Annotated in this window: 27 protein-coding genes and 3 tRNA genes; 17 read left to right on the forward strand and 13 right to left on the reverse strand. The window is 63.3% G+C overall.

Annotation, left to right across the window (positions count from 1 at the left end):
• The first annotated feature begins 59 nt into the window (after positions 1-59).
• The 3 genes from ACFWHR_RS04715 (at position 60) to ACFWHR_RS04725 (ending at position 3,754) form a co-directional block, all read left to right on the forward strand.
• On the forward strand, positions 60-2,498 hold the full coding sequence (locus ACFWHR_RS04715) for a bifunctional salicylyl-CoA 5-hydroxylase/oxidoreductase (protein ID WP_382447114.1): 2,439 nt from the start codon (positions 60-62) through the stop codon (positions 2,496-2,498).
• 70 nt (positions 2,499-2,568) lie between these two features.
• Complete coding sequence (locus tag ACFWHR_RS04720; protein WP_382447115.1) at positions 2,569-3,342, forward strand: cyclase family protein; 774 nt, start codon at positions 2,569-2,571, stop codon at positions 3,340-3,342.
• A 10-nt stretch (positions 3,343-3,352) separates the two neighbouring features.
• Complete coding sequence (locus tag ACFWHR_RS04725) at positions 3,353-3,754, forward strand: RidA family protein (RefSeq protein WP_382447116.1); 402 nt, start codon at positions 3,353-3,355, stop codon at positions 3,752-3,754.
• Here the strand turns inward: ACFWHR_RS04725 and ACFWHR_RS04730 are convergent.
• The 7 genes from ACFWHR_RS04730 to ACFWHR_RS04760 all read right to left on the reverse strand — a co-directional run bounded on the left by ACFWHR_RS04730 (position 3,749) and on the right by ACFWHR_RS04760 (position 8,793).
• Positions 3,749-4,159: a hypothetical protein gene (locus ACFWHR_RS04730; RefSeq protein ID WP_382447117.1), complete on the reverse strand. Its 411-nt coding sequence runs from the start codon at positions 4,157-4,159 to the stop codon at positions 3,749-3,751. The genes ACFWHR_RS04725 and ACFWHR_RS04730 overlap by 6 nt on opposite strands.
• A gap of 575 nt (positions 4,160-4,734) precedes the next feature.
• Complete coding sequence (locus ACFWHR_RS04735) at positions 4,735-5,157, reverse strand: hypothetical protein (RefSeq protein WP_382447118.1); 423 nt, start codon at positions 5,155-5,157, stop codon at positions 4,735-4,737.
• Positions 5,158-5,242: 85 nt separating this feature from the next.
• Positions 5,243-5,665, reverse strand: a complete 423-nt coding sequence (locus ACFWHR_RS04740; RefSeq protein ID WP_382447119.1) for a hypothetical protein — start codon at positions 5,663-5,665, stop codon at positions 5,243-5,245.
• A gap of 591 nt (positions 5,666-6,256) precedes the next feature.
• Positions 6,257-6,700 carry a hypothetical protein gene (locus ACFWHR_RS04745; RefSeq protein ID WP_382447120.1) on the reverse strand — a complete coding sequence of 148 codons (444 nt, stop codon included), beginning with the start codon at positions 6,698-6,700 and terminating at the stop codon, positions 6,257-6,259.
• 20 nt (positions 6,701-6,720) lie between these two features.
• A complete protein-coding gene (locus tag ACFWHR_RS04750) occupies positions 6,721-7,932 on the reverse strand; it encodes a hypothetical protein (protein ID WP_382447121.1) in 1,212 nt (403 codons plus the stop codon).
• A gap of 194 nt (positions 7,933-8,126) precedes the next feature.
• The gene (locus ACFWHR_RS04755; RefSeq protein ID WP_382447122.1) at positions 8,127-8,414 is read right to left on the reverse strand and encodes a WXG100 family type VII secretion target; all 288 of its coding nucleotides are present in this window, start codon (positions 8,412-8,414) and stop codon (positions 8,127-8,129) included.
• Position 8,415: 1 nt separating this feature from the next.
• Entirely contained in the window at positions 8,416-8,793 is a 378-nt protein-coding gene (locus ACFWHR_RS04760; RefSeq protein WP_382447123.1) for a WXG100 family type VII secretion target, read from the reverse strand.
• A 674-nt stretch (positions 8,794-9,467) separates the two neighbouring features.
• Here ACFWHR_RS04760 and ACFWHR_RS04765 point away from each other — a divergent pair.
• On the forward strand, positions 9,468-10,238 hold the full coding sequence (locus ACFWHR_RS04765) for a hypothetical protein (protein WP_382447124.1): 771 nt from the start codon (positions 9,468-9,470) through the stop codon (positions 10,236-10,238).
• 21 nt (positions 10,239-10,259) lie between these two features.
• On the opposite strand, the gene ACFWHR_RS04770 is transcribed toward ACFWHR_RS04765, so the two are convergent.
• The 4 genes from ACFWHR_RS04770 to ACFWHR_RS04785 all read right to left on the reverse strand — a co-directional run bounded on the left by ACFWHR_RS04770 (position 10,260) and on the right by ACFWHR_RS04785 (position 14,553).
• Positions 10,260-11,846 (reverse strand): phytoene desaturase family protein, encoded by a 1,587-nt coding sequence (locus tag ACFWHR_RS04770; protein WP_382447125.1) that lies wholly within the window; start codon positions 11,844-11,846, stop codon positions 10,260-10,262.
• Entirely contained in the window at positions 11,843-12,415 is a 573-nt protein-coding gene (locus tag ACFWHR_RS04775) for a flavin reductase family protein (protein ID WP_382447126.1), read from the reverse strand. The genes ACFWHR_RS04770 and ACFWHR_RS04775 overlap by 4 nt, the downstream gene beginning before the upstream one ends.
• A 30-nt stretch (positions 12,416-12,445) precedes the next feature.
• Complete coding sequence (locus ACFWHR_RS04780) at positions 12,446-13,696, reverse strand: styrene monooxygenase/indole monooxygenase family protein (protein WP_382447127.1); 1,251 nt, start codon at positions 13,694-13,696, stop codon at positions 12,446-12,448.
• Between the two features lie 68 nt (positions 13,697-13,764).
• On the reverse strand, positions 13,765-14,553 hold the full coding sequence (locus ACFWHR_RS04785; protein WP_382447128.1) for an SDR family oxidoreductase: 789 nt from the start codon (positions 14,551-14,553) through the stop codon (positions 13,765-13,767).
• A gap of 160 nt (positions 14,554-14,713) precedes the next feature.
• Here ACFWHR_RS04785 and ACFWHR_RS04790 point away from each other — a divergent pair, with 160 nt between their 5' ends.
• The 4 genes from ACFWHR_RS04790 (at position 14,714) to ACFWHR_RS04805 (ending at position 17,451) form a co-directional block, all read left to right on the forward strand.
• Positions 14,714-15,730 carry an AraC family transcriptional regulator gene (locus ACFWHR_RS04790; RefSeq protein WP_382447129.1) on the forward strand — a complete coding sequence of 339 codons (1,017 nt, stop codon included), beginning with the start codon at positions 14,714-14,716 and terminating at the stop codon, positions 15,728-15,730.
• Positions 15,727-16,500 (forward strand): IclR family transcriptional regulator, encoded by a 774-nt coding sequence (locus ACFWHR_RS04795; protein ID WP_382447130.1) that lies wholly within the window; start codon positions 15,727-15,729, stop codon positions 16,498-16,500. Before ACFWHR_RS04790 ends, ACFWHR_RS04795 begins: the two co-directional genes overlap by 4 nt.
• Before the next feature lie 153 nt (positions 16,501-16,653).
• Positions 16,654-17,103, forward strand: a complete 450-nt coding sequence (locus ACFWHR_RS04800; protein ID WP_382447131.1) for a cupin domain-containing protein — start codon at positions 16,654-16,656, stop codon at positions 17,101-17,103.
• Between the two features lie 60 nt (positions 17,104-17,163).
• Entirely contained in the window at positions 17,164-17,451 is a 288-nt protein-coding gene (locus tag ACFWHR_RS04805; RefSeq protein ID WP_382447132.1) for a hypothetical protein, read from the forward strand.
• A 121-nt stretch (positions 17,452-17,572) separates the two neighbouring features.
• Here the strand turns inward: ACFWHR_RS04805 and ACFWHR_RS04810 are convergent, their stop codons facing one another.
• Positions 17,573-19,507, reverse strand: a complete 1,935-nt coding sequence (locus ACFWHR_RS04810; RefSeq protein ID WP_382447133.1) for a primary-amine oxidase — start codon at positions 19,505-19,507, stop codon at positions 17,573-17,575.
• A 179-nt stretch (positions 19,508-19,686) separates the two neighbouring features.
• Between ACFWHR_RS04810 and ACFWHR_RS04815 the strand changes: the two genes are divergently transcribed.
• The 4 genes from ACFWHR_RS04815 to ACFWHR_RS04830 all read left to right on the forward strand — a co-directional run bounded on the left by ACFWHR_RS04815 (position 19,687) and on the right by ACFWHR_RS04830 (position 20,374).
• Positions 19,687-19,759 (forward strand) — tRNA-Glu (locus tag ACFWHR_RS04815).
• A gap of 35 nt (positions 19,760-19,794) precedes the next feature.
• Positions 19,795-19,868: transfer RNA gene (locus ACFWHR_RS04820), tRNA-Asp, on the forward strand.
• 65 nt (positions 19,869-19,933) lie between these two features.
• Positions 19,934-20,006, forward strand: a tRNA-Phe gene (locus ACFWHR_RS04825).
• Positions 20,007-20,134: 128 nt separating this feature from the next.
• Positions 20,135-20,374 carry a hypothetical protein gene (locus ACFWHR_RS04830; protein ID WP_382447134.1) on the forward strand — a complete coding sequence of 80 codons (240 nt, stop codon included), beginning with the start codon at positions 20,135-20,137 and terminating at the stop codon, positions 20,372-20,374.
• A gap of 52 nt (positions 20,375-20,426) precedes the next feature.
• Here ACFWHR_RS04830 and ACFWHR_RS04835 read toward each other — a convergent pair whose 3' ends face one another.
• Entirely contained in the window at positions 20,427-20,615 is a 189-nt protein-coding gene (locus tag ACFWHR_RS04835; protein WP_382447135.1) for a hypothetical protein, read from the reverse strand.
• 190 nt (positions 20,616-20,805) lie between these two features.
• On the opposite strand from ACFWHR_RS04835, the gene ACFWHR_RS04840 reads away from it, so the two are divergent.
• From ACFWHR_RS04840 to ACFWHR_RS04860, 5 genes are all read left to right on the forward strand, one after another.
• Entirely contained in the window at positions 20,806-21,159 is a 354-nt protein-coding gene (locus ACFWHR_RS04840) for an ATP-dependent DNA ligase (protein ID WP_382447136.1), read from the forward strand.
• A 66-nt stretch (positions 21,160-21,225) separates the two neighbouring features.
• Positions 21,226-21,555 carry a hypothetical protein gene (locus ACFWHR_RS04845; protein ID WP_382447137.1) on the forward strand — a complete coding sequence of 110 codons (330 nt, stop codon included), beginning with the start codon at positions 21,226-21,228 and terminating at the stop codon, positions 21,553-21,555.
• Between the two features lie 250 nt (positions 21,556-21,805).
• Positions 21,806-23,143 carry a cryptochrome/photolyase family protein gene (locus ACFWHR_RS04850; RefSeq protein WP_382447138.1) on the forward strand — a complete coding sequence of 446 codons (1,338 nt, stop codon included), beginning with the start codon at positions 21,806-21,808 and terminating at the stop codon, positions 23,141-23,143.
• 275 nt (positions 23,144-23,418) lie between these two features.
• Positions 23,419-23,850 (forward strand): DUF1801 domain-containing protein, encoded by a 432-nt coding sequence (locus tag ACFWHR_RS04855; RefSeq protein ID WP_382447139.1) that lies wholly within the window; start codon positions 23,419-23,421, stop codon positions 23,848-23,850.
• A gap of 204 nt (positions 23,851-24,054) precedes the next feature.
• Complete coding sequence (locus ACFWHR_RS04860; protein ID WP_382447140.1) at positions 24,055-25,164, forward strand: fatty acid desaturase family protein; 1,110 nt, start codon at positions 24,055-24,057, stop codon at positions 25,162-25,164.
• Positions 25,165-25,177 lie beyond the last annotated feature (13 nt).

Genomic DNA, 25,177 nt, shown 5'->3' on the forward strand with positions numbered 1-25,177 from the left:
CGGCCACACACTCGGCGCAGCAGCGCCACTCAGAACATCCCATCAGAAAGGACACGCGCATGGGAAAGCAGATTGCAGTTATCGGGGGAGGCCCCGCGGGGCTGTACTTCTCCCTGCTCGCCAAGAAACTCGACCCGACCCACGACGTCACCGTGTGGGAGCGTAACGCGAGCGACGACACGTTCGGGTTTGGCGTCGTGTTCAGCGACGAGACACTCGGCGGCATCGAGAACGCCGATGGTGAGTTCTTCGCCGCAATGCAGCGGGACTTCGCGCAGTGGAGCGATATCGACGTGCACTTCAAGGGTGAGCGCATCACGATCGGTGGTCAGGGTTTCGCCGCGGGCAGCCGTAAGAAGCTGCTGATGCTGCTGCAGGAGCGGGCGACGGAGCTCGGCGTCACGATTCACTTCCAAACCGAGGCGCCCGACGTCGAAACTCTCGCCCGCGACTACGACCTCGTGATCGCAGCCGACGGCATCAACTCCCGCATTCGCCCGCACTACGCCGAGACGTTCAAGCCGACGCTCGACCCGCGGCACTCCAAGTTCATTTGGCTGGGGCTCGATCGCGCGATCGAGGCGTTCACCTTCCACGTGAAGCACACGCCGTGGGGCATCATCCAGGTGCACGCGTACCCCTACTCCGCGACCGAGAGCACCTTCCTCGTCGAGATGCACGAGGACGTCTGGCGCGCGGCCGGGTTCGACGCGAGCGAGAGCAAGAGCTTCCCGCCGGGCGTCAGCGACGACGCCTCGGTCGCGCACCTGGGTGAAATCTTCGCAGACGAGCTCGCGGGCGCCACCCTGCTCACGAACAACTCCAAGTGGATCACCTTCAACACCGTGCGCAACGAGCGCTGGCGGCACGAGAACGTCGTACTGCTCGGCGATGCTGCCCACACCGCGCACTTCTCCATCGGCTCTGGCACGAAGCTCGCCCTCGAAGACGCACTCGCGCTCGCCGCAAACCTGCACGAGCAGCCCGACGATCTCGATGCGGCGCTCGAGGCCTATGAGGCCGAGCGGAGGCCAGTGGTGCTCTCGTTGCAGCGCGCCGCCCAGGCCTCGCTCGAATGGTTTGAGAACATCGGACAGTACGCCGAGCAGGAGCCTCTGCAATTCGCGTTCAATCTCATGACGCGCTCGCGTCGCATCACGTTCGACAATCTCGGCGTGCGCGACCCGGAATTCGCGGCGGCGGTGCAGCGGGACTTCGCGGAGCGGGAGGCGGTTGCTAGTGGCGGCGGTGCTGGCGGCGCTGGTGCTGGTGGCGCTGGTGCGCATGCTCCTGATGCTCCCGCGATGTTCCAGGCGACGCGCATCGGCGAGCTCGAACTCAAGAACCGCATCATCGTCTCGGCAATGGACCAGTATTCGGCAATCGATGGACTCGTGGGCGATTATCACCTCGTGCACCTCGGAGCACGCGCCATCGGTGGCGCCGGGCTCGTGATGACCGAGATGATTGCGCCCTCGGCGGACGGCCGTATCTCGCCGGCCGACGCCGGCATCTACACGGACGAGCAGCGCGACGCTTGGGGGCGCATCGTCAACTTCGTGCACGAGAACTCCACCGCCAAGATCGGCGCCCAAATCGGTCACTCCGGCCGCAAAGGATCGACGAAGCGCATGTGGGAGGGCATCGACGAACCCGTCGAGACCGGCGGGTGGGAGGTCGTTGGGCCCTCCGCCATTCCCTACGGTCCTGGCAGTGCGACGCCGCGCGCCGCGACCCGCGCGGACCTCGATGCCATCACCGCAGACTACGTCGCGGCGACAACGCGCGCGGCCGAGGCTGGGTTCGATCTGCTCGAGGTGCACGCGGCGCACGGCTATCTGCTCTCGTCGTTCATATCGCCCATCGCTAATCAGCGCACCGACGAATACGGCGGCTCGCTTGAAAACCGGCTGCGCTACCCGCTCGAGGTGTTCGACGCAGTGCGCGCCGCCTGGCCAGCCGAGCGCCCGCTCATCGTGCGCATCTCGGCTCACGACTGGATCGATGGAGGGGTCACCGACGAAGACGCCGTCGAGATTTCGGCCGCGTTCATCGCCCACGGCGCCGCCGCGATCGACGTCTCTTCCGGCCAGGTCGCGAAGCAGGAGCAGCCGAAATACGGTCGCAGCTATCAGACGCCGTTCGCCGACAAGATTCGCAACAGGATCGCCGCGAAGTCCGGCGTTCCCGTCATCGCCGTCGGTGCGATCTCGTCGTACGACGACGTCAACTCGCTGCTGCTCGCGGGTCGCTGTGACCTCGTCGCGATCGGCCGCGGTCATCTCTACGATCCGCACTGGACACTGCACGCCGCAGCCGACCAGGATTACCGTGGGGACGCTGCTGGCTGGATCAATCAGTATCGTGCGGGGCGACGCAAGCCGCCGACGTCGCGAACGGACGCGATCCGGCCCCGGCTCGAATTGCTCATGGGGGACCAGGGATCAGAACCCGCGCACACGCGCTGGATCGACGGCAACACGATCCCGGTCGGCTGACCCTTCCCGGCCTCCCGCCCCACCCACTCACCATCACGCACCGCACACTCTCAACGAGGAGATACAGAACATGAGTACAGCACTCGATCTCGCCGCCGGTCTCGCTTCCGGATCGGTACGCATCGTCGACCTCACGAACCCGCTCTCGGCGGAGACGCCGACGCTGCGCCTGCCCGATCCGTTCGCGAACCTCATCGACTTCAGCCTGGAAGAGGTGAGTCGGTACAACGAGCCTGGCCCGTTCTGGATGCACCACAACATTCACACCGGCGAGCACATCGGCACGCACATCGACGCGCCCGTGCACTGGATCAGCGGCAAGGACGGTCGCGACGTCGCGAGCATCCCACCCGAGCGGCTCGTCGGCCCCGCGGTGGTGCTCGACTTCACTGCGCAGGTTGCCGAGAACCCCGATTACCTGGTGACCGTCGACGATATTCGTGCCTGGGAGGGTGAGCACGGCCCGCTGCCTGAGAACGGGTGGGTGCTGTTTCGCACCGGCTGGGACAGGTTCGCCGACGACCAGGAGGCGTTCTTGAACGCCGACGAGACGGGGTCGCACACGCCGGGCATGACCGGGGAAGCCGCGCAGTGGCTGGCAGAGCAGACCAAGATCTCGGGCGTCGGTGTCGAGACCGTCGGCATCGACGCGGGGCGCGGCGCCGAGCTTGATCCGCCGTTCGCGGCTCACTATCACTTGCTCGGCAACGACAAGTATGGGATCACCTCGCTGCAGAACCTCGCCGAGCTGCCCGTGACCGGGGCCGTGATCGTCGTGGCTCCGCTGCCGATCGTGGGCGGCGGCGGTAGCCCGTCGCGCGTGTTCGCACTGATCGACGGTTAAGGCTGTCGCCATGACCACGACCCGCAAGCTCATCAATCCGCCCGAGATCCACCCGGCGCCGGGGTTTAGTCATGTGACCGTAGCCCCGCCCGGCAGCGTGGTGTACATCGCGGGGCAGATCGCGCTGTCGCCAGACTTCCAGGTCATCGGGGCGGGGGATCTCGGTGCACAGACACGCGCCGCGATGCGGAACGTAGAGATCGCCCTGAAGGCCGCCGGTGCGAGCTGGAACGACGTGGTGCGCCGCACCATCTACACGCTGCACCCCACCGAATACGAGGTGATCACGGCCGCGATAGAAGAGGTGCAGGGGAGCACGGAGCACCCCTCACAAACGATCGTCGGTATTTCGGGGCTCGCAATTGACGGCTTGCTCATCGAGATCGAGGTGACGGCCGTTTGTCCGTCATGAGGGAACGACCTCAGCTGCTTTCCGTGACCCGACCCACTCGGTGACGAGGGTGGCGAGCGCGGCGAGCGCGCCTACGGGTTGCAGCAGAATGCCGATCATCAGAATGAGCCCTGCCCCGATATTGGGGTCACCACCCCATCCGGTCTTCAGTGCCAGGACCCCGACGATCAGGGCGATGCCAACGCACAGGAACATTACTGACAGTCCGACAAGCGCGCCTTTCCGGACTGCGAGCATGACGACGCCCAAGACCCCCGCGATCATACCGACGGCGGTGAAGATCACAACCGAGGCGGGAACTCCCTCGTCCCACGTCGCGAGGAGAGCGACAAAGCTGGCCGTAAATCCCGCGGCGGACGCTCCGAGAAGAGTGCGTCCGGCGGTGTGATTCTTCTTGTCAAGCATCTACTTGCCATCCCAGTTAGCAGTCTTCAGATTAACGGCCGTCCAGTATATGGACGCCTGCGCAAAGCACGCGGATCGCACGGGTGTTGACGTATACAACTTAGAGGTCGCGCAAATAGTCCCCAGACAATTGGAGGAGAAATAGATTTTTGATGCTTGATGGTTACTGCCCGGGTGACGGGCATCACGAGCCGGGGACTAAGTACGAGCGATCCTCATCGCTTCCTGCACTAAACGTCCGAGTTCTTCTGCGCCTTGAAATTGAACGCCTTCTCGATATCCCTCGTCCAAGGGAGGAAAAGCACCGCTTCGTTCCCTCGGGTCTGGGGCAGGAATGACTCGCCACGAGGAACGCTCGAGGCCGTCGAGGACTGCCTGCCCGAGAATCTCAGCGTCTTCGATGCTGGGAACAACCGCAGGAATACCGTCCAGTGTCCACGTTCCTTGCACCGGGCGGGAGTACACCTCGATGAAGACTCTGCCGTCTGGGCGAAGCATTACTGAGACGTTATGAGGGTTTACCGGGAAATCTCTAGTGACAATTACTGGCTCACTCATTCGGGGCTGCACAACGGCTAGGTTCTCGCTAATTTCATCGCGTCTTGCAGGAGTGCCCCTAGTTCTTCAACACCCACGAATGGCACCTCAACTTGGCGTTCTTCCATGATTGGCGAGAAGCCTCCGTCGCTGTCCCATTTCTCCGGGGTGATGTTAATCGTGGCCGGGGGAGCAACGGAATATCGGGAGAAAACCCCCACCGACTTCGACCCCTTCGCGTAACTCGCCCAGTTCCGCACACCAGCCCAAGTCAATAGTTTTTTCAACATTGGATTGTTGCGGGGATCCGGTGCCGAAATAACCTCGAATGTCGACCGTTCCAGCGCGTCGAGCACGGCCTGGCCTAGGGCCTTGGCATCTTCAGCACTTTGCAACACGATAGGGAGACCGTCGAGGGTCTCGGGTCCATCATGGGGCTGAGAATAGACCTCAATGAACACGCGTCCATCCGGCCTAAGAAGGACGGACACACTATGAGGAGTTAACGGGAGATTTCTAGTGTCCACGTGACGCCCATCCGGCGCATTACGCTCGCGCTACCTTCATCGCGTCCTGTACCAAACGTCCCAGCTCCTCCGCGCTGGAAAAGGAGACGTTTTCCCGATATTCGTCGTCAATCGGGGAAATCCCGCCTTTTCGGTTCCAGGCTTCTGGCGTGATGCTCACTGTTGTTGGAGGGGCGGTCGAGTATCCGGCGAATAGCCCTACGGACTTCGACCCTTTCGTGTACGACTTCCAATCTCGTGCTCCTGCCCACGCCAGAATTTCTTCAACCATGGGATTGTTACCGTGGTCCGGCGCGGGCATGGTCCGGAAGGTGGAGCGTTCGAGGCACTGCAGGATCGCTTCACCGAGTGCGGTTGCATCCTCTATCCCGGGGAGAACCGCCGGCAAGCCATCGATGGTTGCGGGTCCGTTTATGGGACGTGAGTACACCTCGATGAACACGCGCCCATCGGGCCTCAACATCACAGCCACACTGTGGGGAGTTATCGGCAGACTTCCGGGACCCACGTGACATTCTTCTGATGCATTATGCGCGCGCTACTTTCATCGCGTCCTGTACCAAACGTCCCAGCGCCTCCTCGCCAGCGAAGGGGACACTGACCTGATGTTCTTCAACGATCGGAGAAAAGGCGCCGTTGCGTTCCCGTTCTTTCGGGGTGATATCAACCGCTATGGGAGGTACGTCGGAGTATCGGGCATAGACGGATACTGATTTCGAACCCTTTGTGTAGGCCTTCCAATTTCGCACTCCCGCCCACCTGAATAGCTCTTCTATCGGGGGACGATTCCGTAGCTCTTCAGCGGAATACTGGTCAAAAGTGGACCGTTCTAACGCTTCGAGGATTGCCCCACCCAAGGAGGCGGCATCATCGATCCTCGGTAGTACGGTGGGGAAGCCGTCACTGATCCAGGCCCCGGCGTGCGGTTGGGAATACGTCTCGACGAAAACCCGCCCATCAGGCCGGAGCATTACAGAGATGCTGTGGGGGTCTACGGGGAGACTTCCAGCGTCCATTGACACCTCCTGTCGTGCTATGCGCGTGCGACCTTCATTGCTTCTTGCACCAAGCGCCCCAGCTCTTCCGCTCCTTCAAATACGACGCCTTCCTGGTGCTCCTCATCAATTGGGGAGTAAGCACCGCTATTTTCACGTTCGTAAGGCGAAATATCGACGGCTGTAGGAGGCGCCACGGAGTACCGCGAATAGACCGATACTGCTCTTGACCCCTTGGTGTAAGCCTTCCAGTTCCGCGCCCCGGCCCAGTCCAGGACCTCCTGCACCATTGGATTATCGCGCGGGTCTGGGGCAGGAATGATTCGCCACGAGGAACGCTCGAGGCCGTCGAGGACTGCCTGCCCGAGAATCTCAGCGTCTTCGATGCTGGGAACAACCGCAGGAATACCGTCCAGTGTCCACGTTCCTTGCACTGGGAGGGAATACACCTCGATGAAGACTCTGCCGTCTGGGCGGAGCATTACTGAGACGTTATGAGGGTTTACCGGGAAATTTCTAGTGTCCATGTGACGCCTTTCTGTCGCGCGTATTCAGCCATCTCGGCCAGCACCGCCTGCTGCTCGGGCGTCGCGCCACGAGGGATGATGAGCAGGAGCTCCCGTTCACTGATGTCCCCACTCAAGATATTTGTGCCGGAGAACTGCTTGCCATTGAAGCCGGCCATTTTGTCAATATAGCCGGTGATTAGGCGGCGGAGTTTGTTCGGGTCCTGGTAGGTCTTCGCCGCAAGATCTGTGCTCTTGATGCTCGTGGCGACGCCAGTGAGCTGGTCAAACTTATCGATCGTGGGGAAGGATGGAGGGAGGTTGCCGCCATACCGTGCCTCCAACTCGAACCCGCGCGTGGCAGGACCCAGCGGCCACTTCGAGTCTGCAAGTTTGTTGGCCAGCTCTTTCATCGCTTTCAGCCCCGACGCGACCGGCGCGGTCTCGGCAACCTTCGGTGTCAGCTTCAATATCCCTTTGAGGCTGTCGCTCACGCCATCGATGACGTGCACCGCGACCAGCTTGCCACCCGAGGAACTTGCCGCAGCGGACAGTGTTGCAAGGATGCCCTTGACCCGCTGCCACGCGCGGGCAGCAGCCGCTGATTCTGCTGCCTGCATTCCGCCCGCACCAATTCCGCCAGTCGCAATTCCTACGATTAAGGCACCTGCCTCAATGGCGATCGTCTCCTGAACGAATAACGAGAGTTCCTTTGTAACCTCTCCTCGGACCTTTTCGATCTGGTCGGCGTGTGACTCCACCGCGTCTCCGATGGCCCGGCATTGCTCTGCGAGAGCGCTGGCCGCTTCTCCAAGCGACCGGCACACGACTCTCGCATGCTCAAGCTCCGGCGACTGTTGCCCGTCCAGCGCGGACATCCCGTTCCCCACGGAATCCCATAAGCCATCGAGTTTCCCCGCAGCCGTCTTCCATGCCTCGGCTACCTGACGCAGCTTGTCGGGATGCCCATCGGGCCAGACCCCACCAAACGGATCAGCGGCCCACTCCCACCCGGCGGGTAGCTCGAAGATGCCCCCACCCTGGAGGGATACCATCGCGATACTTTGTGCTGTTCCTGGCTGGTATGTCCGTGTATCGACAACATCGTCACCGTCAATGTTGGAATGTGCGTCAGCACGCGCATGGTTGTAACCCGATTGCTGCAGCAGGGACGCGACCGTCATACCCGCGCCAGCAAGTTCGCTCATCGTCTGAGCCGTGGCCCGCGCCCCCTGGTCATACGAACTAGCGAACTCGATGCTCGCTGAGTCGTTTCCCGAACAACCCCCAATTTCCGCGAGCGAGCCCTGCAGCGCTGCGAGTAAAGACCCGGCTGCGTGCGTGAAATCATCACCGAACACGCGCGACGCCGACTGGTAGGCGTCAGGGTCAACCGAGATCGTCAAGCCCCACCCCACATTGACACGTTCGCCGCAGCTGCCGCCGCATAGTTCTCGTCCGCGCTGCGCAATACCTGCCGAATCTCTGCAAGTGCAGCTGACATCTGCTCCGCACGTGCACGCCACTCGCTGTGTCGATCTGCGTGTGCCGACGCCGTCTCGCCTTCCCAGGTGCCGTGCAAACGATGAGAAGCGTTGTCGGCATCTTCAATGGCGTCGACAAGTTGCGTTGTCACTTGTTCCAAAGCGACTGCGAGGAGTTCGAGTTCGCCGGGCTTGACGGTATACACGTTAGTTACCGCCCATGAGTCGGTGTAGTCCCGCGATTACTTGAGGGCGCGAAGTTTCGGGCGCTGGGAGGATGGAAAGTTCAGCCTCGAGCTGGCGGATCATTTCCATGTGACCGTCTTCGACCGCGCGCACATCGGTGGCCGTTTCCTGAATCCCTTCGACCAGACGATGCAACTCAGCGGCCCCCGCGGTGGCCGCTGACTGCCAACGCTCAAACGCGGAGCGGAACGCGGATGCAGACACCCCAGACCATCCATTTGCGAGTAGATCCTCCACGCGCCGCCCCGCATCGGCAATGCCAGCGTCGACGTTCTGCGCGACCAAGCCCAGACGGCCACCCTCAACCGCCAGCGCAACGGAATCGGCGCGGATGGTCATGACGGGAGCATACCGTATTGCAAGTTTGTTGCATTACTGGACTTGGCTAACTTGGGTTCCGACGCTGTCAAAGCCGCAGTTGCCCCTGCAAATGTCATAGTCCGTTGGCTTATCTACGAAGAATCACGCACCGCGCTTGGAACGCTCGGGAATTCGTTTTACAATGACCAGTTGACACAATGGGTTCCGTGAGGTGCGTAACCAGTTCGTAGCCGGTCTGCGATTTGAACGCAGCGCTCATACTCCTCGATGCTGGGCTGAATACCTCGATCCGGGCAACGTAGAGATGACCTACTGGTACGCCAGCTTGCCGAGCAATTTGCGTCGGACGAGAAGCAGCACGCGCTGCGTCGTTTGAGGAACTTCGGAATTCAGAGGGAAGATTGAGGTGCCCACGGAGGGACTATTTGCGCGACCTCTTAAACGCGCTGTCCGCATTGCGGCGCTGGCCTATCATGCTGGCCAAAGAGATGTTCTTCTTGCGGATGGAGTCGATTGCTAGATCGTGTCGTGCGCTCGGGCCAGCGAATGACACAGCACTCCAGGCTAGCTTTGTCTTGTACTTGAAACTGTCAGGGAACCAAGTGCAATAGTCGTGAAGAGACTTTGGTTTGCACTTCGCTGCGGTCCACCTGGTGCTCAGCCGCTGATTCCAAGACTTGATCGGAGCCGTTATGACCGTCGTTCGTCAAGATCTCGGAGTCAATTTCCCGGGGGTTGGAGAGACTCCGCTGCGCTCAGGGAAGAGCCCGGCCCAGCTCTATCTCGCGCCGGCGCTGCTAATCGCGGCCATGCTCGTGGGAATCCTGCTCTCCTTCCAGTCCCACGACCTGAGCTATCGGCTGCAGATCGTGGGCCTCAGCTTGGCTCTCGGATGTTTGGGGGCGGCGCTTCTGGCATGGGAGCTTTCGGTCTCCGTCGGAGTGGTGCGACTCGTGAACCAGTCACCGTCGCTCCGTTTCACCTACGCCCCGAGCCTTGATCTGCTCTATCCGCTTGCTGCCGCGATCATGGTGCTTCCCGCGATCCTCGCGCTAATTGCTCGGCTCCGCGGTGAAGCCGTGGCGGATATCGGGTTTGGCCGAAGAACCGTCGAAGTCCTCGGGATACTCGGCGTCGTGCTCTTAGCGCAACAGCTGTGGGCTCTGCGTGCTCCACGTGGCCTCGAGCTCACATCCGAAGGTGTGCGAGGTGTTCGCGGAGCGGGGCGTATCGTGCTCAGCTGGGACGATCTCGGTGCGGCTTCCGCGATGAGTACACGGACCGGCGCGAAACTCGGTCTGCGCGTCACAAGCGGTGAGACTTATATCCTCCCGCGGCGGCTGATCGGTTCCGACCCGGATGCCGTCGCAGCGATTATCAACTACTACCTCCGGCATCCGGCGGACCGCCACCACCTCGCCCAACCCGAGTTTGCGATTCGACTCGTGGCACAGGGCTCGTAGCTCGGCGATGCCCTACGTGCGCTAGCGGGTCTTTCCCGAGATGATGCGCTGCGCGACGAGGTGACCGGAGCCGGCACCGAGTCCTGGGCCGGGGTGGGTGGCCGCGCCGATGTGCCAGACCCCGCCTACGGTGGTGCGGTGGCCCGCGGCTCCGGGGAACGGGCGCCAGCGCAGATTCTGGTCGAGTTCGGCCGAACCCGCGTAGGGGTCGCCGTGAATGGCGTTCGGGTTCGCGGCTTCGAGGTCGGTCGGCGCGATGATGTCGGTGGCGAGCACCGTCTCGCGCGTGCCGGGGGCGAAGGTTTCGAGCCGGTCGAGTACGCGGTCGACGTAGTGTTTGCGCAGGTCGTCGTTCGCCCAGCCGCCGCTCGTGTCGATCGTGCCGGCAGCATCGCCGATGGGCGCGTACGGCACCTCTTGGAGCTGCAGCCAGAGCGTCGCCTTGCCCTCGGGGGCGCGGCTCGGATCAATGATGCTCTGCTGGCCGACCACCACCGTCGGCAGCGCCGGGAGTAGGCCCGCCTCCGCCTGTGCGCACGCGACTCCCGTGCTGCCCGAGCCGTCACTGAGGTGCACGAGCGGCACCTCCCTGAGCGCCTCGTCATCCCACTGCACCGGGCGATCAAGCGCAAAGTGCAGCTGCATCGCAGCGCGGCCGGGGCGGTAGCGTGCGGCGCTGGCGCGCTGAGCCGACACGGCGCTCGACGACTTCAGCAACGTCCCGTAGAGCGCGCCGGGCGACACGCTCGCGAGCACGGTGTCTGCGGGAATGACGCCCGACGAGGTGCGCACGCCTGTGGTCTTGCCACCGGCGACGAGAATCTCCTCGACCTCCTCGCCGGTACGAATCTCGACACCCGAGTCGCGCAGCAGTCGCTCAAACGCCGTCAGAAACTCGCCAACGCCGCCGGTGACAACCGGCAGCCCGAACTGGTGCATGGCCGCGGCAAACACCGGGATCATCATGCCGCCCGTCGCGTGGTCGGGGCCGAGCCCCGAGTGGAGGCCCCACGGGGTCCACAGCGCGTCGACCTCCCACCCGTCAAAGCCTCGACGCAGGTAGCTGCGCGCGCTCGTCAGCGAGTCGCGCACGAGCGACTCGAGCCCGGCGCCTTTGAGCGATCGCAGCGCCTGCCAGCCGAGCTTGCCCAAGACCTTCGTCGAGCCGAGCTCGGCGCCGAGCGCGCCGAAGATGAACGGTGCGCGCGGGCCGAACTCGTCGAGCATGCCGAGGTACGCGTCGCGATCCGACTGCAGCGCGAATCCCTCGGCCGTGCGCTTCGGGTCTCGGTGCGCGATCACCGTGCGCCGCTCGCCCGCGACATCGGCCGTGCTCGCGGTCACAGCGCCGTCGCTGTTGCTGTAGCTCAGGCCGCGCGCCGCCAACTCGGGTCCGAGTTCGCCGTAGGCCGCGCTCGACACAAACAGCGGGTGCCATGAGGAGTACGTGTCGTGGAGGAAGCCGGGGAGGGTGCGCTCGGCATCGGCGGCGATGAAGCCGCCGATGCGATCCGCCCGCTCGACGAGCACCGTCGAAACACCCGAGCGAGCGAGTTCGGCGGCCGCGACCATGCCATTGATGCCGCTTCCAATCACAACTGTGGTCATGCGTCCTCCGAGGTGTGGGTTGTGGTGCCATGGTAGCTGCCGCCGTGGAATACGAGCGGCTTAGCTTGCGCATGCGCGTAGCGACGAATCTGACCGACGTAGATCACGTGGTCCCCGGCCTCGTGCCGCGCCACGGTCTCGCACTCGAACGTCGCGAGAGTGCCCTCGAGTACGGGAATGCCGGCGATGCCCTCGCGCACCGCGACACCGTCGAATTTGTCGGTCGATCCGGTCGCGAACTTGCCCGAGAGACCGTGCTGGTTGCTCGCGAGCACGTTGATCGCGAAGTGCGTCGCCGTCTCGAATGCCGGGAGGCTGCGCAGATGACGGCCCGGGCACCACAGCACCAGCGGCGGATCCATCGAGAGCGACGTAAACGAGTTGGCGGTGACGCCGATGCGCTCGCCGTCGGGGGTGACCGTGGTGACGACCGTGACACCGGTCGCAAACTGGCCGAAGGCGGCGCGCAGATCGCGGGGGTCAAAGTCAGCGGTGTCGACATCGATACTCATCTGGGATCCCTCCGCGAGTGCAGTTGTGGTGGCCTGAGAGATGATGGTGCGAGACATGTTCTACTCCGTTTCCGAGGCGTCGCCGACTTACGCCGCGACGCTTTCAGATCGTGCTGAGACGGCGGCGAGGTAGCGCTCGGCGCCTTCGGGGGTGAGGAAGTAGTCGCCAAAGTCGACGGGATCGGTGAATCCGTTGGCGAAGCGGTGCGCGATCTCGGGGTGCTCGGCACCGGCCGCGAGCAGCTGCAGCACGTGCGGCGGGGGCGGCATGAGGAGCGCGTTGGTCCAGTCGGCGACCGGCTTGATGCGGGCCCAGAAGCGCTCGAACGCATTCTGCTGGAAGGCGCGATCGTAGGGCAGCTGCTCGTGGTCGAGGATCGTGTCGAGGTAGCTCTGCGCGCACTTCGAGGCGTTGTTCGAGCCCTGGCCCGTAATCGGGTCGTTCAGCACGACGACGTCAGCCATGCCGAGCACTGTGCGGCCCGAGGGCAGCGTCATGACCGGGTGGCGCACGGTCGGCGCGAAGCGGCCCTGCAGTACGCCCAGGTCGTCGGTCAGTGACACGTTGGTTGCGCGTTCCGCCTCCCAGGGCAGGTACTCGCGCAGGAAGTCGAGCGAAGCATCGAGGTGCTGCTCGGGTGTGAGCCCCTGCCAGCGATCGAGCGGGCCGCCGGGAACACCCTCGAACACGAAAATGTGGCAGTCGCCGCTGATCGTTGCGGCCGGGAAGACGAAGAACTCGCCGACACCGGGAATCAGGTTGAAGCTGACCCGAGAGAACTCGGGCGTCGGCTCGAAGCCGTGTACGTAGGTGAGCGCGAGCGCGCGCTGCGGCTCAGCGAACGTGCTGCGCTCGGCGTCGCGCTCGAAGCCGCGCGCGATCTCGCCCTTACCGGCGGCGACGATCACGAGCTCGGAGTCGAGCGTGTACCGCTCGAGCGCCGCGACATCGGCCTCCTCGTAGACGACCTCGCCGCCGTTCTGCACGAACAGCTCGATGAGGGCCGGAAACTTGATGCGCTGATCGATCGCGTAGGCGGGAGCGTCGAGGCGACCGGCCCAGCTAAAGAGCTTCTCGCCGGGCTGCTCGGGGTGGGGAACCGTGAAGCCGATGCCCTCGACCGCTGGCGCGTCCGGCCACAGGTCGACGCCGACTGAGCGCTCATACTCCAGCGCCTTGGAGAACATGCACTGGCTCGAAGCGACTCGGCCAGCCCGGATCTGCTCGGGGGTGCGGTCTGAGATGAGGCGCACGTGGAAGCCGTGCATGAGCAGCCCGAGGCCGAGCTGAATGCCCGACTGGCCCGCGCCGACGATGGTGATGTGACGTTGCGACATGGAGTGCCTTTCGTGAAGAACTTCGTGTGGAGGGGCGGCTGCACTGCCGCCCGCGAGAGTGCGATGGGTTAGGGAGCGAGCAGCGGGATGGCGGGATCGCGCTGCTCGGGGCCGAGCGCCGAATACCCGCCGTCGACGGCGTAGTCTGCGCCGGTGACGAAGCTCGCCGCGTCTGAGGCGAGGAAGGCGACGACGCGGCCGACCTCTTCTGGGCGGCCGAGGCGGCCGAGCATGTGGAAGTTCGCAGCCACGCGATCCGCGTGTGCCAGGTCGCCCTCCGACACGGCCTCGATCACATTCGACCAGGTCCAGCCGGGGCTGACCGAGTTCACGCGGATGCCGTCTGGGGCGTAGTCGAGCGCCTGCAGACGGGTGAGCTGCACGATCGCTGCCTTGCTCACCGGGTACACCCAGCGCCCGGTCTGCGCGGTTGACGACGAGATCGAGGTGAAGTTCACGACAGCGCCCCAACCGCTCGCCGCGAGGTGGGGCCTCGCTGTCGCCGTGACGCGTGCGCCGCTGACGAGGTTCACGTTGAGCCCCGTCAACCAGTCGGCACGAGACGTTTCTGCCCCGTCGTCGAGGTAGGTCGCGGCGAGGTTGACGACGATGTCGAGCTGGCCATGGCGGTCTACGATGCCGCCGATGAGGGCGGATACCGCCTCGTCGTCGGTGATGTCGCAGCGCTGCGCGTCGACCCCGTCTGGCAGTTGTGACAGGCCCTCGGCGTCGATATCGGCGACCACGACAGTGGCACCCTCTTCGCGCAAGACATCGACCACGCCGCGACCGATCTTTGTGGCGCCGCCGGTGACGAGGGCTACCCTGCCGCTCAGAGCTGGCGTGAGTGCTGGCATGTTTCGTGCTCCTGTTCTACGTTGAACGGTGAACCGTGGCTCCCGGCCGAATCGGTCGGTATGCTTACCTCAATCCAAACGGGGGCTGCAGCGCTGCACTATCCGAATCGCGCAGGTCTTATCCGTTTTACGTAGACGCCGAGGCGGGCGGGAGGCGACGATGGCATCACGCGTGCGAGGAGTGCTTCCCCGACCGTCAGAGCTGCTCATGTCGCGCCCGACGACGCGCGCTGCGTCTGTCGACGAGGCGCACGAAACGGTCGCCGGCATCTTCTGCGAACACAACCTTGCTCCCATCGAGCGGCGCGAAGTCAACATGACGCTGCGCTCGGTGCACGACGGTGGCGTCGGGATCCAGACGCTCGACTACGGCGAGGCCGTGCGCATCGGAGTCGGTGGCGGATTGCAGGGGTTCTATCTCGTGCAGATTCCGCTGCGCGGCCGCGCGACGATGGAGGTCGGCCACGCGCTCGTTGAATCGTCGCCGGACGTCGCGACCGTGCCGCCTATCGACCGCTCCTTCGCGATGCGCTGGGACGCTGGCGTGCCAACGCTCATTTGCTACGTGTCCCTCGAACGGCTGCGAGCGGTTGCCCGGGCGGTCTACGGCGTCGACGTCGAGCGTCTGCAGCTCGGTCTGCATCTCAGGCTCGATACTCCCGCCGGTGCCGATTTTCTGAGCGCGCTACTGAGTCACCACGAGGTGCTCGACCGCGCGACTGCCGACGGTGAATACGCTCGTAAACTCAGCGCCGATCTGCTGCTCGCGCGGCTGCTCGGCGCGGTCGACAACTCGGTGAGCCGGGCCCTCGATGCTTGGACCAGCGCCGAACAGGTGCGCGTCACGCCAGGCGACGCGCTCGTGCGTCGATTCGAGGAGGCAATCGAATCGGGTGCCGCCCTCGGCGAGAGCGTGCTGGAGATCGCTGAGGGGCTCGGTGTGCCGCTACGCACCCTGCAGAGCCACGTGCGGGCGGTGAACGGCAGCACGCCAACCGCGATGCTGCGGGGAGCACAATTGCGCCGCGCGCGCGAACTTCTTGAAAACGCAGACCCCCTGCGTGAGACCGTGACCTCGATTGCGCAGCAGGCGGGATTCACGCACCTCGGCAGGTTTTCTACCGAGTACCGGCGGCACTTCGCTGAGTCGCCCACCGACACGCTGCGGCGCTCGTGACAGCGACCCTGCAGTCGGTCACGAAGGCGCTCGAGGTGCTCCATCTGCTGCGCGCGCACGGCCCGCTGCGCCTGACCGAGATCGCTACAGGCGTCGGAGTCGGAGCTTCGACAGCGCACCGACTCGTTACCACGCTCGTTGAACAGCGGTTTGTGCGTCAGCAGGCGGGGGGCAAGCGCTACGAACTGGGATCCGCGATGCTGTTCACCTCTGAAGTTTCGGCCCTTGAGCACTGCGTCGCCGTGAGTCGCACGACGATGGAGCAGCTGCAACGAACAACGGGGGAGACGGTGCACCTGACCGTGCTGCGCGATCGCCGGTGCCTCTTCGCCGCGTCCGTCGAATCGCAGCGACCCGTCCGGGTGACGAGCCGGGTGGGCGAGGGTCCGCCGGCCCACACGGCGGCCGGCGGCAAGGTGCTGCTCGCGGCGCTCGATGCCGAGCGGCTGACCGACGTGTTTCTGACCGCCGGGCTCGAAGCCACGACGCCGGACGCGATCACAGACCCCGATGCGCTGCGCGCCGAGCTCGCCGACGTCGCAGAGCGTGGCTATGCGCGCAACCTCGGTGAATCCGAGGCTGATATGTACGCGCTCGCGGTGCCGGTGCACCGGCCGAACGGCGAGGTGATCTGCGGGCTCACGGTCGCGGCCCCGCTGTCGAGAATTCGGGCAGGCAGCGCGGGATCGTCGCTGAGCGGTCTCGAGCGAGAGCTCTTGGCGCAGCTTCGCGTTGCAGCGACTCATATCGAGAGCTCGCTCGCGTACTAAGCCGGAGGCACCAGCTCCGCGTTGTTCCGCCATGCGGAAAAGTTGCGCGGAGTCGCCTCTTCGGGGGTACGTTCGTGTCACTCCACCGAGGTCGCCGGGGGCGCTGCTTTCGAGCCGCGGGTCGGAGTCCACACACTCGAGATTGGACGCACCATGACTGACACCACCGACCCGCTCGGCCGCCCCTTCAAGCGCATCAGCATTCAGAAACGCGACGAACTGCCGCTCGCACCCGGGCAGACCTCGCGTGCTCGCCGATACTCGGGCGTCTCGGTCGAGAACACCGATGTGTCGGGCCTCTGGTTTGGCCGCGTGCACACCGGCGTGGGTGAGCACTCTGACCCGCACCACCACGGTGAGGCCGAGACCGGGGGGTTCGTGTTTCAGGGCCGGGGCTACATTCGATTCGGTGAGCGCTACAGCGAGATCATGTACTTCGAAGAGGGCGATTTCGTCTACGTTCCGCCGTTCGTGCCGCACATCGAGGGGAACGCGAGCCGCACGCAGGAGCTGATTTGGTTGACGACGCGTAACCCCGACAACATCGTCGTGAACCTCACCGATCAAGACGTCTCAGACCTCGAACTCGAATACACCGATTAATCGGCGCATGAACGGCCGTTTTCGCTGCCACCGACTCGCCACATTCGCTAGGATCGTGCTATGAGTGAGATGGAGCAGGCGGATACCGGCAGCGTCGCCCTGTCGAAGAACAAGCTGATGCCCGACGTGCAGCGCATCGGCACGCGCAATATCGAAATCACTTACCTCGGCAAGAACGCCGACGGCCTTCCCACATGGATCATGTGGAATGCGGCCGAGCCGCACCTCATCGGCATGCTTCGCCAGGGCAAGATGGGGTACCACTTTGAGCAGCGCACCAGCTCGGGCGTCATGCTGCACGAGAACATCTCGCTGAGCCGCGTCCAGCGCGCCCTCGGCGGCTATTGAGCGGTAGGGCGAGCTGCGCCCGCCCTACCGCTGCACGCCGGGCCCCTCGTAAGACGTCGAGCCCCTCCCGAAAACACGCATTCTCGGGAGGGGCTCGGCGTTTGCGTAGGGGCTCGGCGCTCTAGTGCTCGCAGGTGCAAGTGCCGTCCGCGCAGCACGAGTCGCCCTTGGGTTTCGAGCGCGGGGCGTCGAGTGACGGGTTGCGGTCAAAGAACCCGAACGGCTTCAGTGTGAACGACACCTTGTCGACCGGCATGATCGGCCAGTCCTCGGCGCGCGTGATGTGATGAATGCCAAACACGTACCAGAGCACCACATCGGTATCGACGAGATTCTCGTCGTCTGCGATCCAGGCGGTCATGCCGTTGTCGAGGTCGTTCGCGGACTGCGTCGGGTAATCGCCCGCCGGCCACATTTCGGTGTCGTGGTGCTGAGTGACCCACAGCGTGTTGCCGATCACCGGATTGCGGCGCAGGATCGGCGAGGCCTCGTCGAACATCGCCGGGAACGACCCGGTAGGCACGAGCTTGTACGCCGTCGGGGCGCCCCACGCGTTGAGCCGATTCGGGTTCTGCACTTTCCAGGCGCGCTGTCGTTCCCAGCTAAAGAGACGCCCAGCGTCCTTCTCCGAGGAGATCACGGTGCCGCGGGTATTCAGATCGAGGCCGTAGGGGTTCGCGTCGCTGATGGGCGCCGGCAGCGAATCTGACTCGACTACCGTGTTTCGCTCGCCGTCGACATCGAGGTCGAGGCGCGCGACCAAGAAGTGCTGGTGGTGCGGGGCGTAGGTACGCCGGTCGATGACCGTTCCGGTGGGGTGGGTCGCCGTTTCGTCTTCCATCGGGGTCGACACCATGATCCCGGTCGCGCGAATTTCGCACTCAATATTGCCGTCCGGATAGAACCGCCAGTAGACGAGGTACTCGTAGTTCGCGACGGTCGCGTGCACTGAGACTACGAAGCGGCGCATGCGGCGCACCTCGGTGCCGGCGTCGGGGTCAACGTGCTTCCAGAGCACCGCGTCGTCTTCCTCGTGCAGGCAGATCACGTTCTTTGTGACGACGGGCTCGCCCGCGGTGTTCGGGAGGACGCCGTCGAGGTAGGTGATCTCACCCAGGCAGTCGCAGCCCAGCTCCAGCGACGTGCACATGTAGCCGAACCCCCACTCACCAATATCGAAGGCGGTGCGGCGGTAATGATCGAAGCTTGAATCGCGATACGGCACGATCATCTCGGCGAGTGACATGCGGTACGCGACGTCGCGGTACTCGTCGCCGTCCTTGAACTTCACCTGGTAGATGACGGGGCCCTCGCGGTAGTTAAACCCGAGCCGAAATTCCCAGTCCTGCCACCGCAGTCGCGATCCTTCGATGTCGAATGACACCCCATCGGGCTGCACGATGTCGAGCGGCTTGAGGTCTTGGCGCTCGGGCTCGCCGCGCAGCTCGGGAACGTACTCGGCATCGACCTCGGGGAACCCGCGATCGTGCCCGTCGTCGATCTGCAGTACCTCCATTGAGTTCACGTCGACGATGATTTTGAGGCCGCTCACCGGGTGGGCGTAGGGGTTGCCGTTGGGTGTCGCCCGGCTCCAGATGTCGACCCAGCCGAGGCGGCGATCGCGCCACTGCGGGGGCATGACCTCGTTGCCGTAGGTCCACAGATCGAAGAGGACCAGCTCGGGGTCAATGCCGCGGGCGTCGAGCACGGAGCGCACCGCGGGGTTCTGTCGCAGTGCGACATCGCAGTCGTGGTACTCGTCGACCGTGAAGTTCGGGGTGACGCCGGGCCGGTGGGTCCAGTCTTCGATCGCGCCTTCCGTGAGATTCACGACAGCTTCGTAGACGGCGTTCGACTGCTTGTTCCATAACACGGCGAAGGATCGGCGAACGATCTCGTCGCCATCGTTCCAGGCCTGCACCTCGGTCTTGAGGGGCTCCTGCAAAATGATTGACGCATAGCGCCAGCCGCCGTCGATCTGCTTGTCTCGCGCCAGCAGCGCGGCAGTCGCCGAAATTTCTGCAGCTGAAAGGGAATCAAGCGGGTGGGAAACCATGATCACTCCAGTCTCTGGGCGACGTCGCTGTCAGCCCGCTCTTACTGTGCCACGCCGGGGGAGCGTTGGGAAGTTCTCAGATGCGACACGCCAGAGAAACCCCGATCGTGAACTCGATTTGCGCAGCGATAGAAACTCCCCGTAAGATTTCATCTCGGTAGCAAGCGCGAAATCGCTTCGGCCCCATCGTTTAGCGGCCTAGGACACCGCCCTTTCACGGCGGCAGCACGGGTTCGAATCCCGTTGGGGTCACTCTTACCGAAACACAATTGAATAGCAACATCTATGGCCCTGTAGCGCAGTTGGTTAGCGCGCCGCCCTGTCACGGCGGAGGTCGCGGGTTCAAGTCCCGTCAGGGTCGCTAGATGAAGAACCCTTCTTCGGAAGGGTTTCTTCGTCTCTGGTGACTACGTCAAGTTGTTGCCTGGCTCTGTAGCTCAGTTGGTAGAGCGTTCGACTGAAAATCGAGAGGTCACGGGATCGACGCCCGTCGGAGCCACGTAGCGGAGATTACACCGCTACTGAACCCTCGCAAGGCTTCTACTTGCGGGGGTTCTTTTTTCGTTTAAGGGGCCGGTGTGGCGTTCGTCAAACCCTTGCAGCGGGTCACCGAGCTACAGTTTCCCCATGAACGAATACGTCACGACGGCTACCTTCCTGTTTTCGCTCGCGCTTGTGAACGCGGGTCTGGCTGAGCAGAAGAATCGTGGACGGTGGAACTGGTTTCTATTGAGCCTGTTGCTCGGGCCGATCGCTACCGCAATCATTGTCATCGGGGATCCGCTGGCTCCAAAAACTGGAACGTTCAGTGAAAGCGTCACGCGCTATCGCTCCGCGAAGCGCGCCGCAGCAGAGCGGACACCGTAAGGCGTTCCTGAGCGCCTATCCCTGACCGTGCCACCGCGATCTCGCCCTGGCCTCAGGCGCCAGCAACCCGCACATTCTTCGCGAGAGACTTGAATCGCTCGCCGTCGACTTGCACAACTGTGATGGTGACCGCGCCTGTTTTGCTCGTCTTCATGTCGGCGACGGTGCCTGACTTGCCCGCGTGCGTTCCAGCGACCACTTCGCATCGGGCGCCGCTTGCGACCGTGTGAGATTCCGTCATGCGTGTATTTTCTCACGGGGCACCCGCCCCGTACCCGACAATGCAGCGGCCGGAAAAACGCCGTGCGACAGACCGGGGAGACAGTGAAGTTGGCGAAATGCGACTCGTCACGCTTTACTCATATGCATTCGGCAGCATCGGCGTGGGCACACCCGCGTTCCAGCTGTAATTTTTAGAGAGTGGGGCTGGCATGGGGTCAATTCGGTACGACGGATTGGTGACGCACTTTGAGGATCGGTTGCTGGCGCACCTGCAGATCGTTCTCGTGCAGAAAATAATGCGGGGTGAATCGTTCCTGATGTCTTGGAAAGATAGCAATCTCGCCGGCGACGGTCGGACGGCGATCTGGATCTCGCCGCAGATTCCGATCACGTTCAAGTTTGTGGGAAGCCGAGTGCCGGAGATCAGTACGGAGTGGCTATTAACGCTCGGCAAGTCCGCCGAATCGACCACGGGTCTCATTGTCACGAAAGAGGATGGGTCTCTTGCAGAGGCCGACGCGACGGGTACCAAATACCCGGGAAATCTTCGCCCAGCAAAGTAGTTGTAGCGGTAAAAGCCCGCGCCGTCAACCACTGCCGCCGCGCTGGGTATCTGACACTCTGAACGAATGGGGTATTTGGTACACGGTGGAAATGAATATCAATTTGAGGATCGGTTGCTCGCGCACCTGAAAACTGTCATCGGCCAAAAGCTGGTGAAGCAGGAGTCCTTCTTTTTAAGCTGGACGAAGTCGGCAGACGAGGGGAGCGGGCGACTATCGCTGTGGCTCTCTCCGTACGTGCACATCGCCTTTAGGTTCTCGGGAAGCCGAGCGGCTGAGCTGAATGTGAAGTGGCTCAAGGTCTTGTCGGCGCTGTCTCACACGCCGCGCGGGCTTGTCGCGATCACCGAGGAAGACGCTGAAAAGTATGCCAGGAAGAACCCTGACATCGCGTAGTGCGGAACGAATGAAAATGTAAGGGCATCGCCCCTCCCGATTCAATCTGGGGAGGGGCGATGTGTCGGTTTCCGCGAGTGTATTGGGGTACACGGTCCCGCGAATTGCGACGTGAACGAGTTTTCCAAGCCCGAGCAAGTTTGCGAAGGCCCTTGCGCTTTGACCGAAACAGCCGAACACGCTTTAACATCCGATCGTGCCGCGCCAGCTCGCCACGCACCCCTACGAGGGGGAACCCTACGATGGGGGCATGACGGCACTAATTTGGTTTCGAGATGACCTGCGATTGGCCGACCACGCCGCGCTCAGCGCTGGCGCGCTCGACACCGACGGCATAGTGGCGCTCTACGTGCTCGACGAGGAATCGCCCGAAACCCGACCGCTCGGCGGAGCCGCGAAGTGGTGGCTGCACGAGTCCCTGATGAAACTCCGCGCCGCCCTCGCTGAGAGAGGGGTGCCTCTGGTGCTTCGCCGAGGCAAAGCAGAAGAGATTGTTCCGCGGGTCGCCCACGAGACACACGCAGATCACGTGTACTGGAATCGACGCTACGGGGCCGAGCGTGAGATCGATGCTCGCATCAAACTGCAGCTGCGCGAGAACGATATCGACGCGCACTCGTTTCACGGCGGCCTCCTGTTCGAACCGTGGAAAATCGAGACCCAGACCGGCGGGCACTATCGGGTCTACTCGCCATTCTGGCGGGCGTGCCTCGCTATGCCGGCTCCCGCGCACCCGATCCCGGATCCCGAACTGCTTCGCGGCGTGCCATCGCCCCCGGCATCGGACGATCTTGCCTCGTGGCGACTCCAGCCGACGCGGCCAGACTGGGCCGGCGGTCTCGCCGAGCACTGGCAGCCGGGCGAGCAGGCGGCGCTGCAGCAACTCGAGCAGTTCTTGCGGGGGCCCACGAATGAATACGCGAATCGCCGTGACTTCCCATCAGAGGATGTGTGCTCGGGGCTCTCTCCGTACCTGCGATGGGGCGAAATCAGCCCGCGCACGGTGTGGCACCGCGCGCTCGACTCGGGTGCCGATGTCGGCACGTTTCTCTCTGAACTCGGCTGGCGTGAGTTCGCCTGGCACACCGCGTTCCATAATCCGCCGCTGCACCTGCAGGGTCTCAACCCGCAGTTCGAGCACTTCCCCTGGAAAGATCCAGACGCTGAACAGATGATCGCGTGGCAGCAGGGCAAAACCGGCTATGGACTCGTCGACGCCGGTATGCGCGAACTCTGGCACACGGGTTTCATGCACAACCGGGTGCGGATGGTGACGGCGTCGTTTCTCACGAAGAACCTATTGACCGACTGGCGGATCGGCGAAGCGTGGTTCTGGGATACCCTCGTCGACGCTGACACGGCGAGCAACCCGTTCAATTGGCAGTGGGTCGCGGGGTGCGGTGCCGATGCTGCACCGTATTTTCGGATCTTCAATCCGGCGACGCAGCAGAAAAAGTTCGACCCAGACGGCTGGTACGTAAACCGGTGGGCGAACGACAGTGTGTTGTTTCCGGAAATCGTCGATTTACGAGCGACTCGGACCCGTGCGCTCGCGGCCTACGACCGGGTGCGACACGGAACTGATTGACGCGTCCCCTCACCTCACGATGCGCACGCAAAATGCACAGAAAAAAATCTGCATTCGTGCGTCACGATTCCGATACTTTTACGTTCTCTCTTCGGAACGCGCGCACAACTCAAGTAATTGGGCGCGCTGCGCTTCCTCTCCGTCGGCCGCTATGTACCCCCACCCCCCCCATAGCGGCCGGCGGAACCCCTTACTGCATCTTGGCCCGCGCTGCGGGCCATTTTTCGTTGCGGCGCATAGGATCGAAGCACACCGCCTGATGAAGTGGAGCGAGCATGTCAGCGAAAGTTCCGGCTATGCGGCCCACTGATGTGCCCCTCGCGGAAGTACTCGATCGGGCTTCAGGGCCACGTCGGGCTGAGGTCGACGAGCTGCTCGAACTTCACGCCGCGGTGAGTGGCGAGTCACCGGTCGTGTGGGCAAACCGGATTGTCGGGTTCGGCGAACACCACTATCAGTACGAGAGTGGCCACTCGGGTGTCTCGCCGCTGCTCGCGTTCGCGCCCGGCGCGTCGAAACACACCATTTACTTGGTGAATGACTTTTCTGATCGGTGGCCTGACCTGGTTGAGCGGCTCGGTCCGCATCGCGCGAGCAAGGCGTGCCTGTATCTCCCGCGCCTCACCCACATCGACCGGGCGGCGCTGCGCAGTCTGCTTGAACTCAGCCGCGACGATTCCCTCGGGCGCGAAGCGACTCGGGACTGACGCGTATTTGCTGACACGGAGCGACACAACCGTTCGTGTCAACCCGGTCGCATGGCCGCGAAGCTGGGTGACCACTGTACGAGGCGGAGCCTATGCAGCAGATCGTATGGTCGACCCGCTACGTTGAAGACAGCGATCGGCGAACCGCCTGTGGCTTATCAAGAGCCATCGCTTGCGTGGCTCGGAACGGAACCGGTGCCGATCATGACGACAGCGCATACCCGTACCCTCGAAGGTCTTGGGCCCATCCAACCGACTCGACATCGCGCCAGCGATTTCCCGCCGATTGCGAAGGCGTACACACGCGTGTCTCAGGTCGTTCGTGAGTCAGGGTTGCTGCGCCGGGCACCGTGGTTTTACGCCTCGGTCGGTCTGGGCATCGCGGTCGCCCTCGGCGGTGCAATCACCGGCTTTATACTGCTCGGTGACAGCTGGTTCCAGCTCCTGATTGCCGGTGCGCTCGCCATCATCTTCACGCAGATCGCCTTCCTCTCGCACGAGGCCGCGCACCGTCAGATCCTCTCGACCGGCCCTGCAAACGACCGCCTGGCTCGCTGGCTCGCTGGCTCGATCGGCATGAGCTACTCATGGTGGGATTCAAAGCACACGCGACACCACGCGAACCCGAACCGGGTGGGCAAAGACCCCGACATCGAGGTCGACACGATCTCGTTCGTCGAAGAGGACGCGGCGCAGGCGCGCGGGTTCGTTCGCGCGATCACCAAGCGTCAGGGCTGGTTCTTCTTCCCGCTACTGACGCTCGAGGGTCTGAACCTACACCTGCACAGCCTCAAGTACCTGTTCAGCAAGGAGCCGATCACCGGCCGCTGGACAGAACTCGCAATCATCTTCGGGCGCTTCGTCGTGATTCTCGTGCCCGTCTTCTTGATGCTGCCGCTCGGTATGGCGTTCGCCTTCATGGGCGTGCAGTTCGCCGTATTTGGTGTGTACATGGGAGCCTCGTTCGCCCCAAACCACAAGGGCATGCCGGTCATTGCGCACGACGCGAAGCTCGACTTCTTCTCGAAGCAGGTTCGCACCTCACGCAACATTCGCGGCGGCTGGTGGGCGACCTCGCTGATGGGCGGCCTGAACTACCAGGTTGAGCACCACCTGTTCCCGAGCATGGCACGCCCGCACCTCTCGAAGGCCCGCAACATCGTGCGCGAGCACTGCCGCACCCTCGGCGTGCCCTACACCGAGACGTCACTTATTCACTCGTACGCCATTGTGATCGAGTATCTCAACCGTGTGGGTCTCGCAGCGCGAGACCCCTTCGACTGCCCGATCACGGCGCAGTACCGCAAGGCTTAGCGCGGACAGACGC

Origin of the sequence: Leucobacter sp. NPDC058333, from assembly GCF_042726155.1 — a bacterium.
In the GTDB taxonomy this organism is placed as follows: domain Bacteria; phylum Actinomycetota; class Actinomycetes; order Actinomycetales; family Microbacteriaceae; genus Leucobacter.

Coding starts and splice junctions, on each gene's coding strand:
- ACFWHR_RS04830 (WP_382447134.1), top strand. CDS start 20,135: ATGAACGAATACGTCACGACGGCTACCTTCCTGTTTTCGCTCGCGCTT.
- ACFWHR_RS04780 (WP_382447127.1), bottom strand. CDS start 13,696: ATGTCGCAACGTCACATCACCATCGTCGGCGCGGGCCAGTCGGGCATT.
- ACFWHR_RS04720 (WP_382447115.1), top strand. CDS start 2,569: ATGAGTACAGCACTCGATCTCGCCGCCGGTCTCGCTTCCGGATCGGTA.
- ACFWHR_RS04760 (WP_382447123.1), bottom strand. CDS start 8,793: ATGACCATCCGCGCCGATTCCGTTGCGCTGGCGGTTGAGGGTGGCCGT.
- ACFWHR_RS04725 (WP_382447116.1), top strand. CDS start 3,353: ATGACCACGACCCGCAAGCTCATCAATCCGCCCGAGATCCACCCGGCG.
- ACFWHR_RS04775 (WP_382447126.1), bottom strand. CDS start 12,415: ATGTCTCGCACCATCATCTCTCAGGCCACCACAACTGCACTCGCGGAG.
- ACFWHR_RS04770 (WP_382447125.1), bottom strand. CDS start 11,846: ATGACCACAGTTGTGATTGGAAGCGGCATCAATGGCATGGTCGCGGCC.
- ACFWHR_RS04750 (WP_382447121.1), bottom strand. CDS start 7,932: ATGAGCGAACTTGCTGGCGCGGGTATGACGGTCGCGTCCCTGCTGCAG.
- ACFWHR_RS04840 (WP_382447136.1), top strand. CDS start 20,806: ATGGGGTCAATTCGGTACGACGGATTGGTGACGCACTTTGAGGATCGG.
- ACFWHR_RS04850 (WP_382447138.1), top strand. CDS start 21,806: ATGACGGCACTAATTTGGTTTCGAGATGACCTGCGATTGGCCGACCAC.
- ACFWHR_RS04785 (WP_382447128.1), bottom strand. CDS start 14,553: ATGCCAGCACTCACGCCAGCTCTGAGCGGCAGGGTAGCCCTCGTCACC.
- ACFWHR_RS04845 (WP_382447137.1), top strand. CDS start 21,226: ATGGGGTATTTGGTACACGGTGGAAATGAATATCAATTTGAGGATCGG.
- ACFWHR_RS04790 (WP_382447129.1), top strand. CDS start 14,714: ATGGCATCACGCGTGCGAGGAGTGCTTCCCCGACCGTCAGAGCTGCTC.
- ACFWHR_RS04805 (WP_382447132.1), top strand. CDS start 17,164: ATGAGTGAGATGGAGCAGGCGGATACCGGCAGCGTCGCCCTGTCGAAG.
- ACFWHR_RS04810 (WP_382447133.1), bottom strand. CDS start 19,507: ATGGTTTCCCACCCGCTTGATTCCCTTTCAGCTGCAGAAATTTCGGCG.
- ACFWHR_RS04715 (WP_382447114.1), top strand. CDS start 60: ATGGGAAAGCAGATTGCAGTTATCGGGGGAGGCCCCGCGGGGCTGTAC.
- ACFWHR_RS04855 (WP_382447139.1), top strand. CDS start 23,419: ATGTCAGCGAAAGTTCCGGCTATGCGGCCCACTGATGTGCCCCTCGCG.
- ACFWHR_RS04745 (WP_382447120.1), bottom strand. CDS start 6,700: ATGCTCCGCCCAGACGGCAGAGTCTTCATCGAGGTGTATTCCCTCCCA.
- ACFWHR_RS04730 (WP_382447117.1), bottom strand. CDS start 4,159: ATGCTTGACAAGAAGAATCACACCGCCGGACGCACTCTTCTCGGAGCG.
- ACFWHR_RS04860 (WP_382447140.1), top strand. CDS start 24,055: ATGACGACAGCGCATACCCGTACCCTCGAAGGTCTTGGGCCCATCCAA.
- ACFWHR_RS04835 (WP_382447135.1), bottom strand. CDS start 20,615: ATGACGGAATCTCACACGGTCGCAAGCGGCGCCCGATGCGAAGTGGTC.
- ACFWHR_RS04765 (WP_382447124.1), top strand. CDS start 9,468: ATGACCGTCGTTCGTCAAGATCTCGGAGTCAATTTCCCGGGGGTTGGA.
- ACFWHR_RS04800 (WP_382447131.1), top strand. CDS start 16,654: ATGACTGACACCACCGACCCGCTCGGCCGCCCCTTCAAGCGCATCAGC.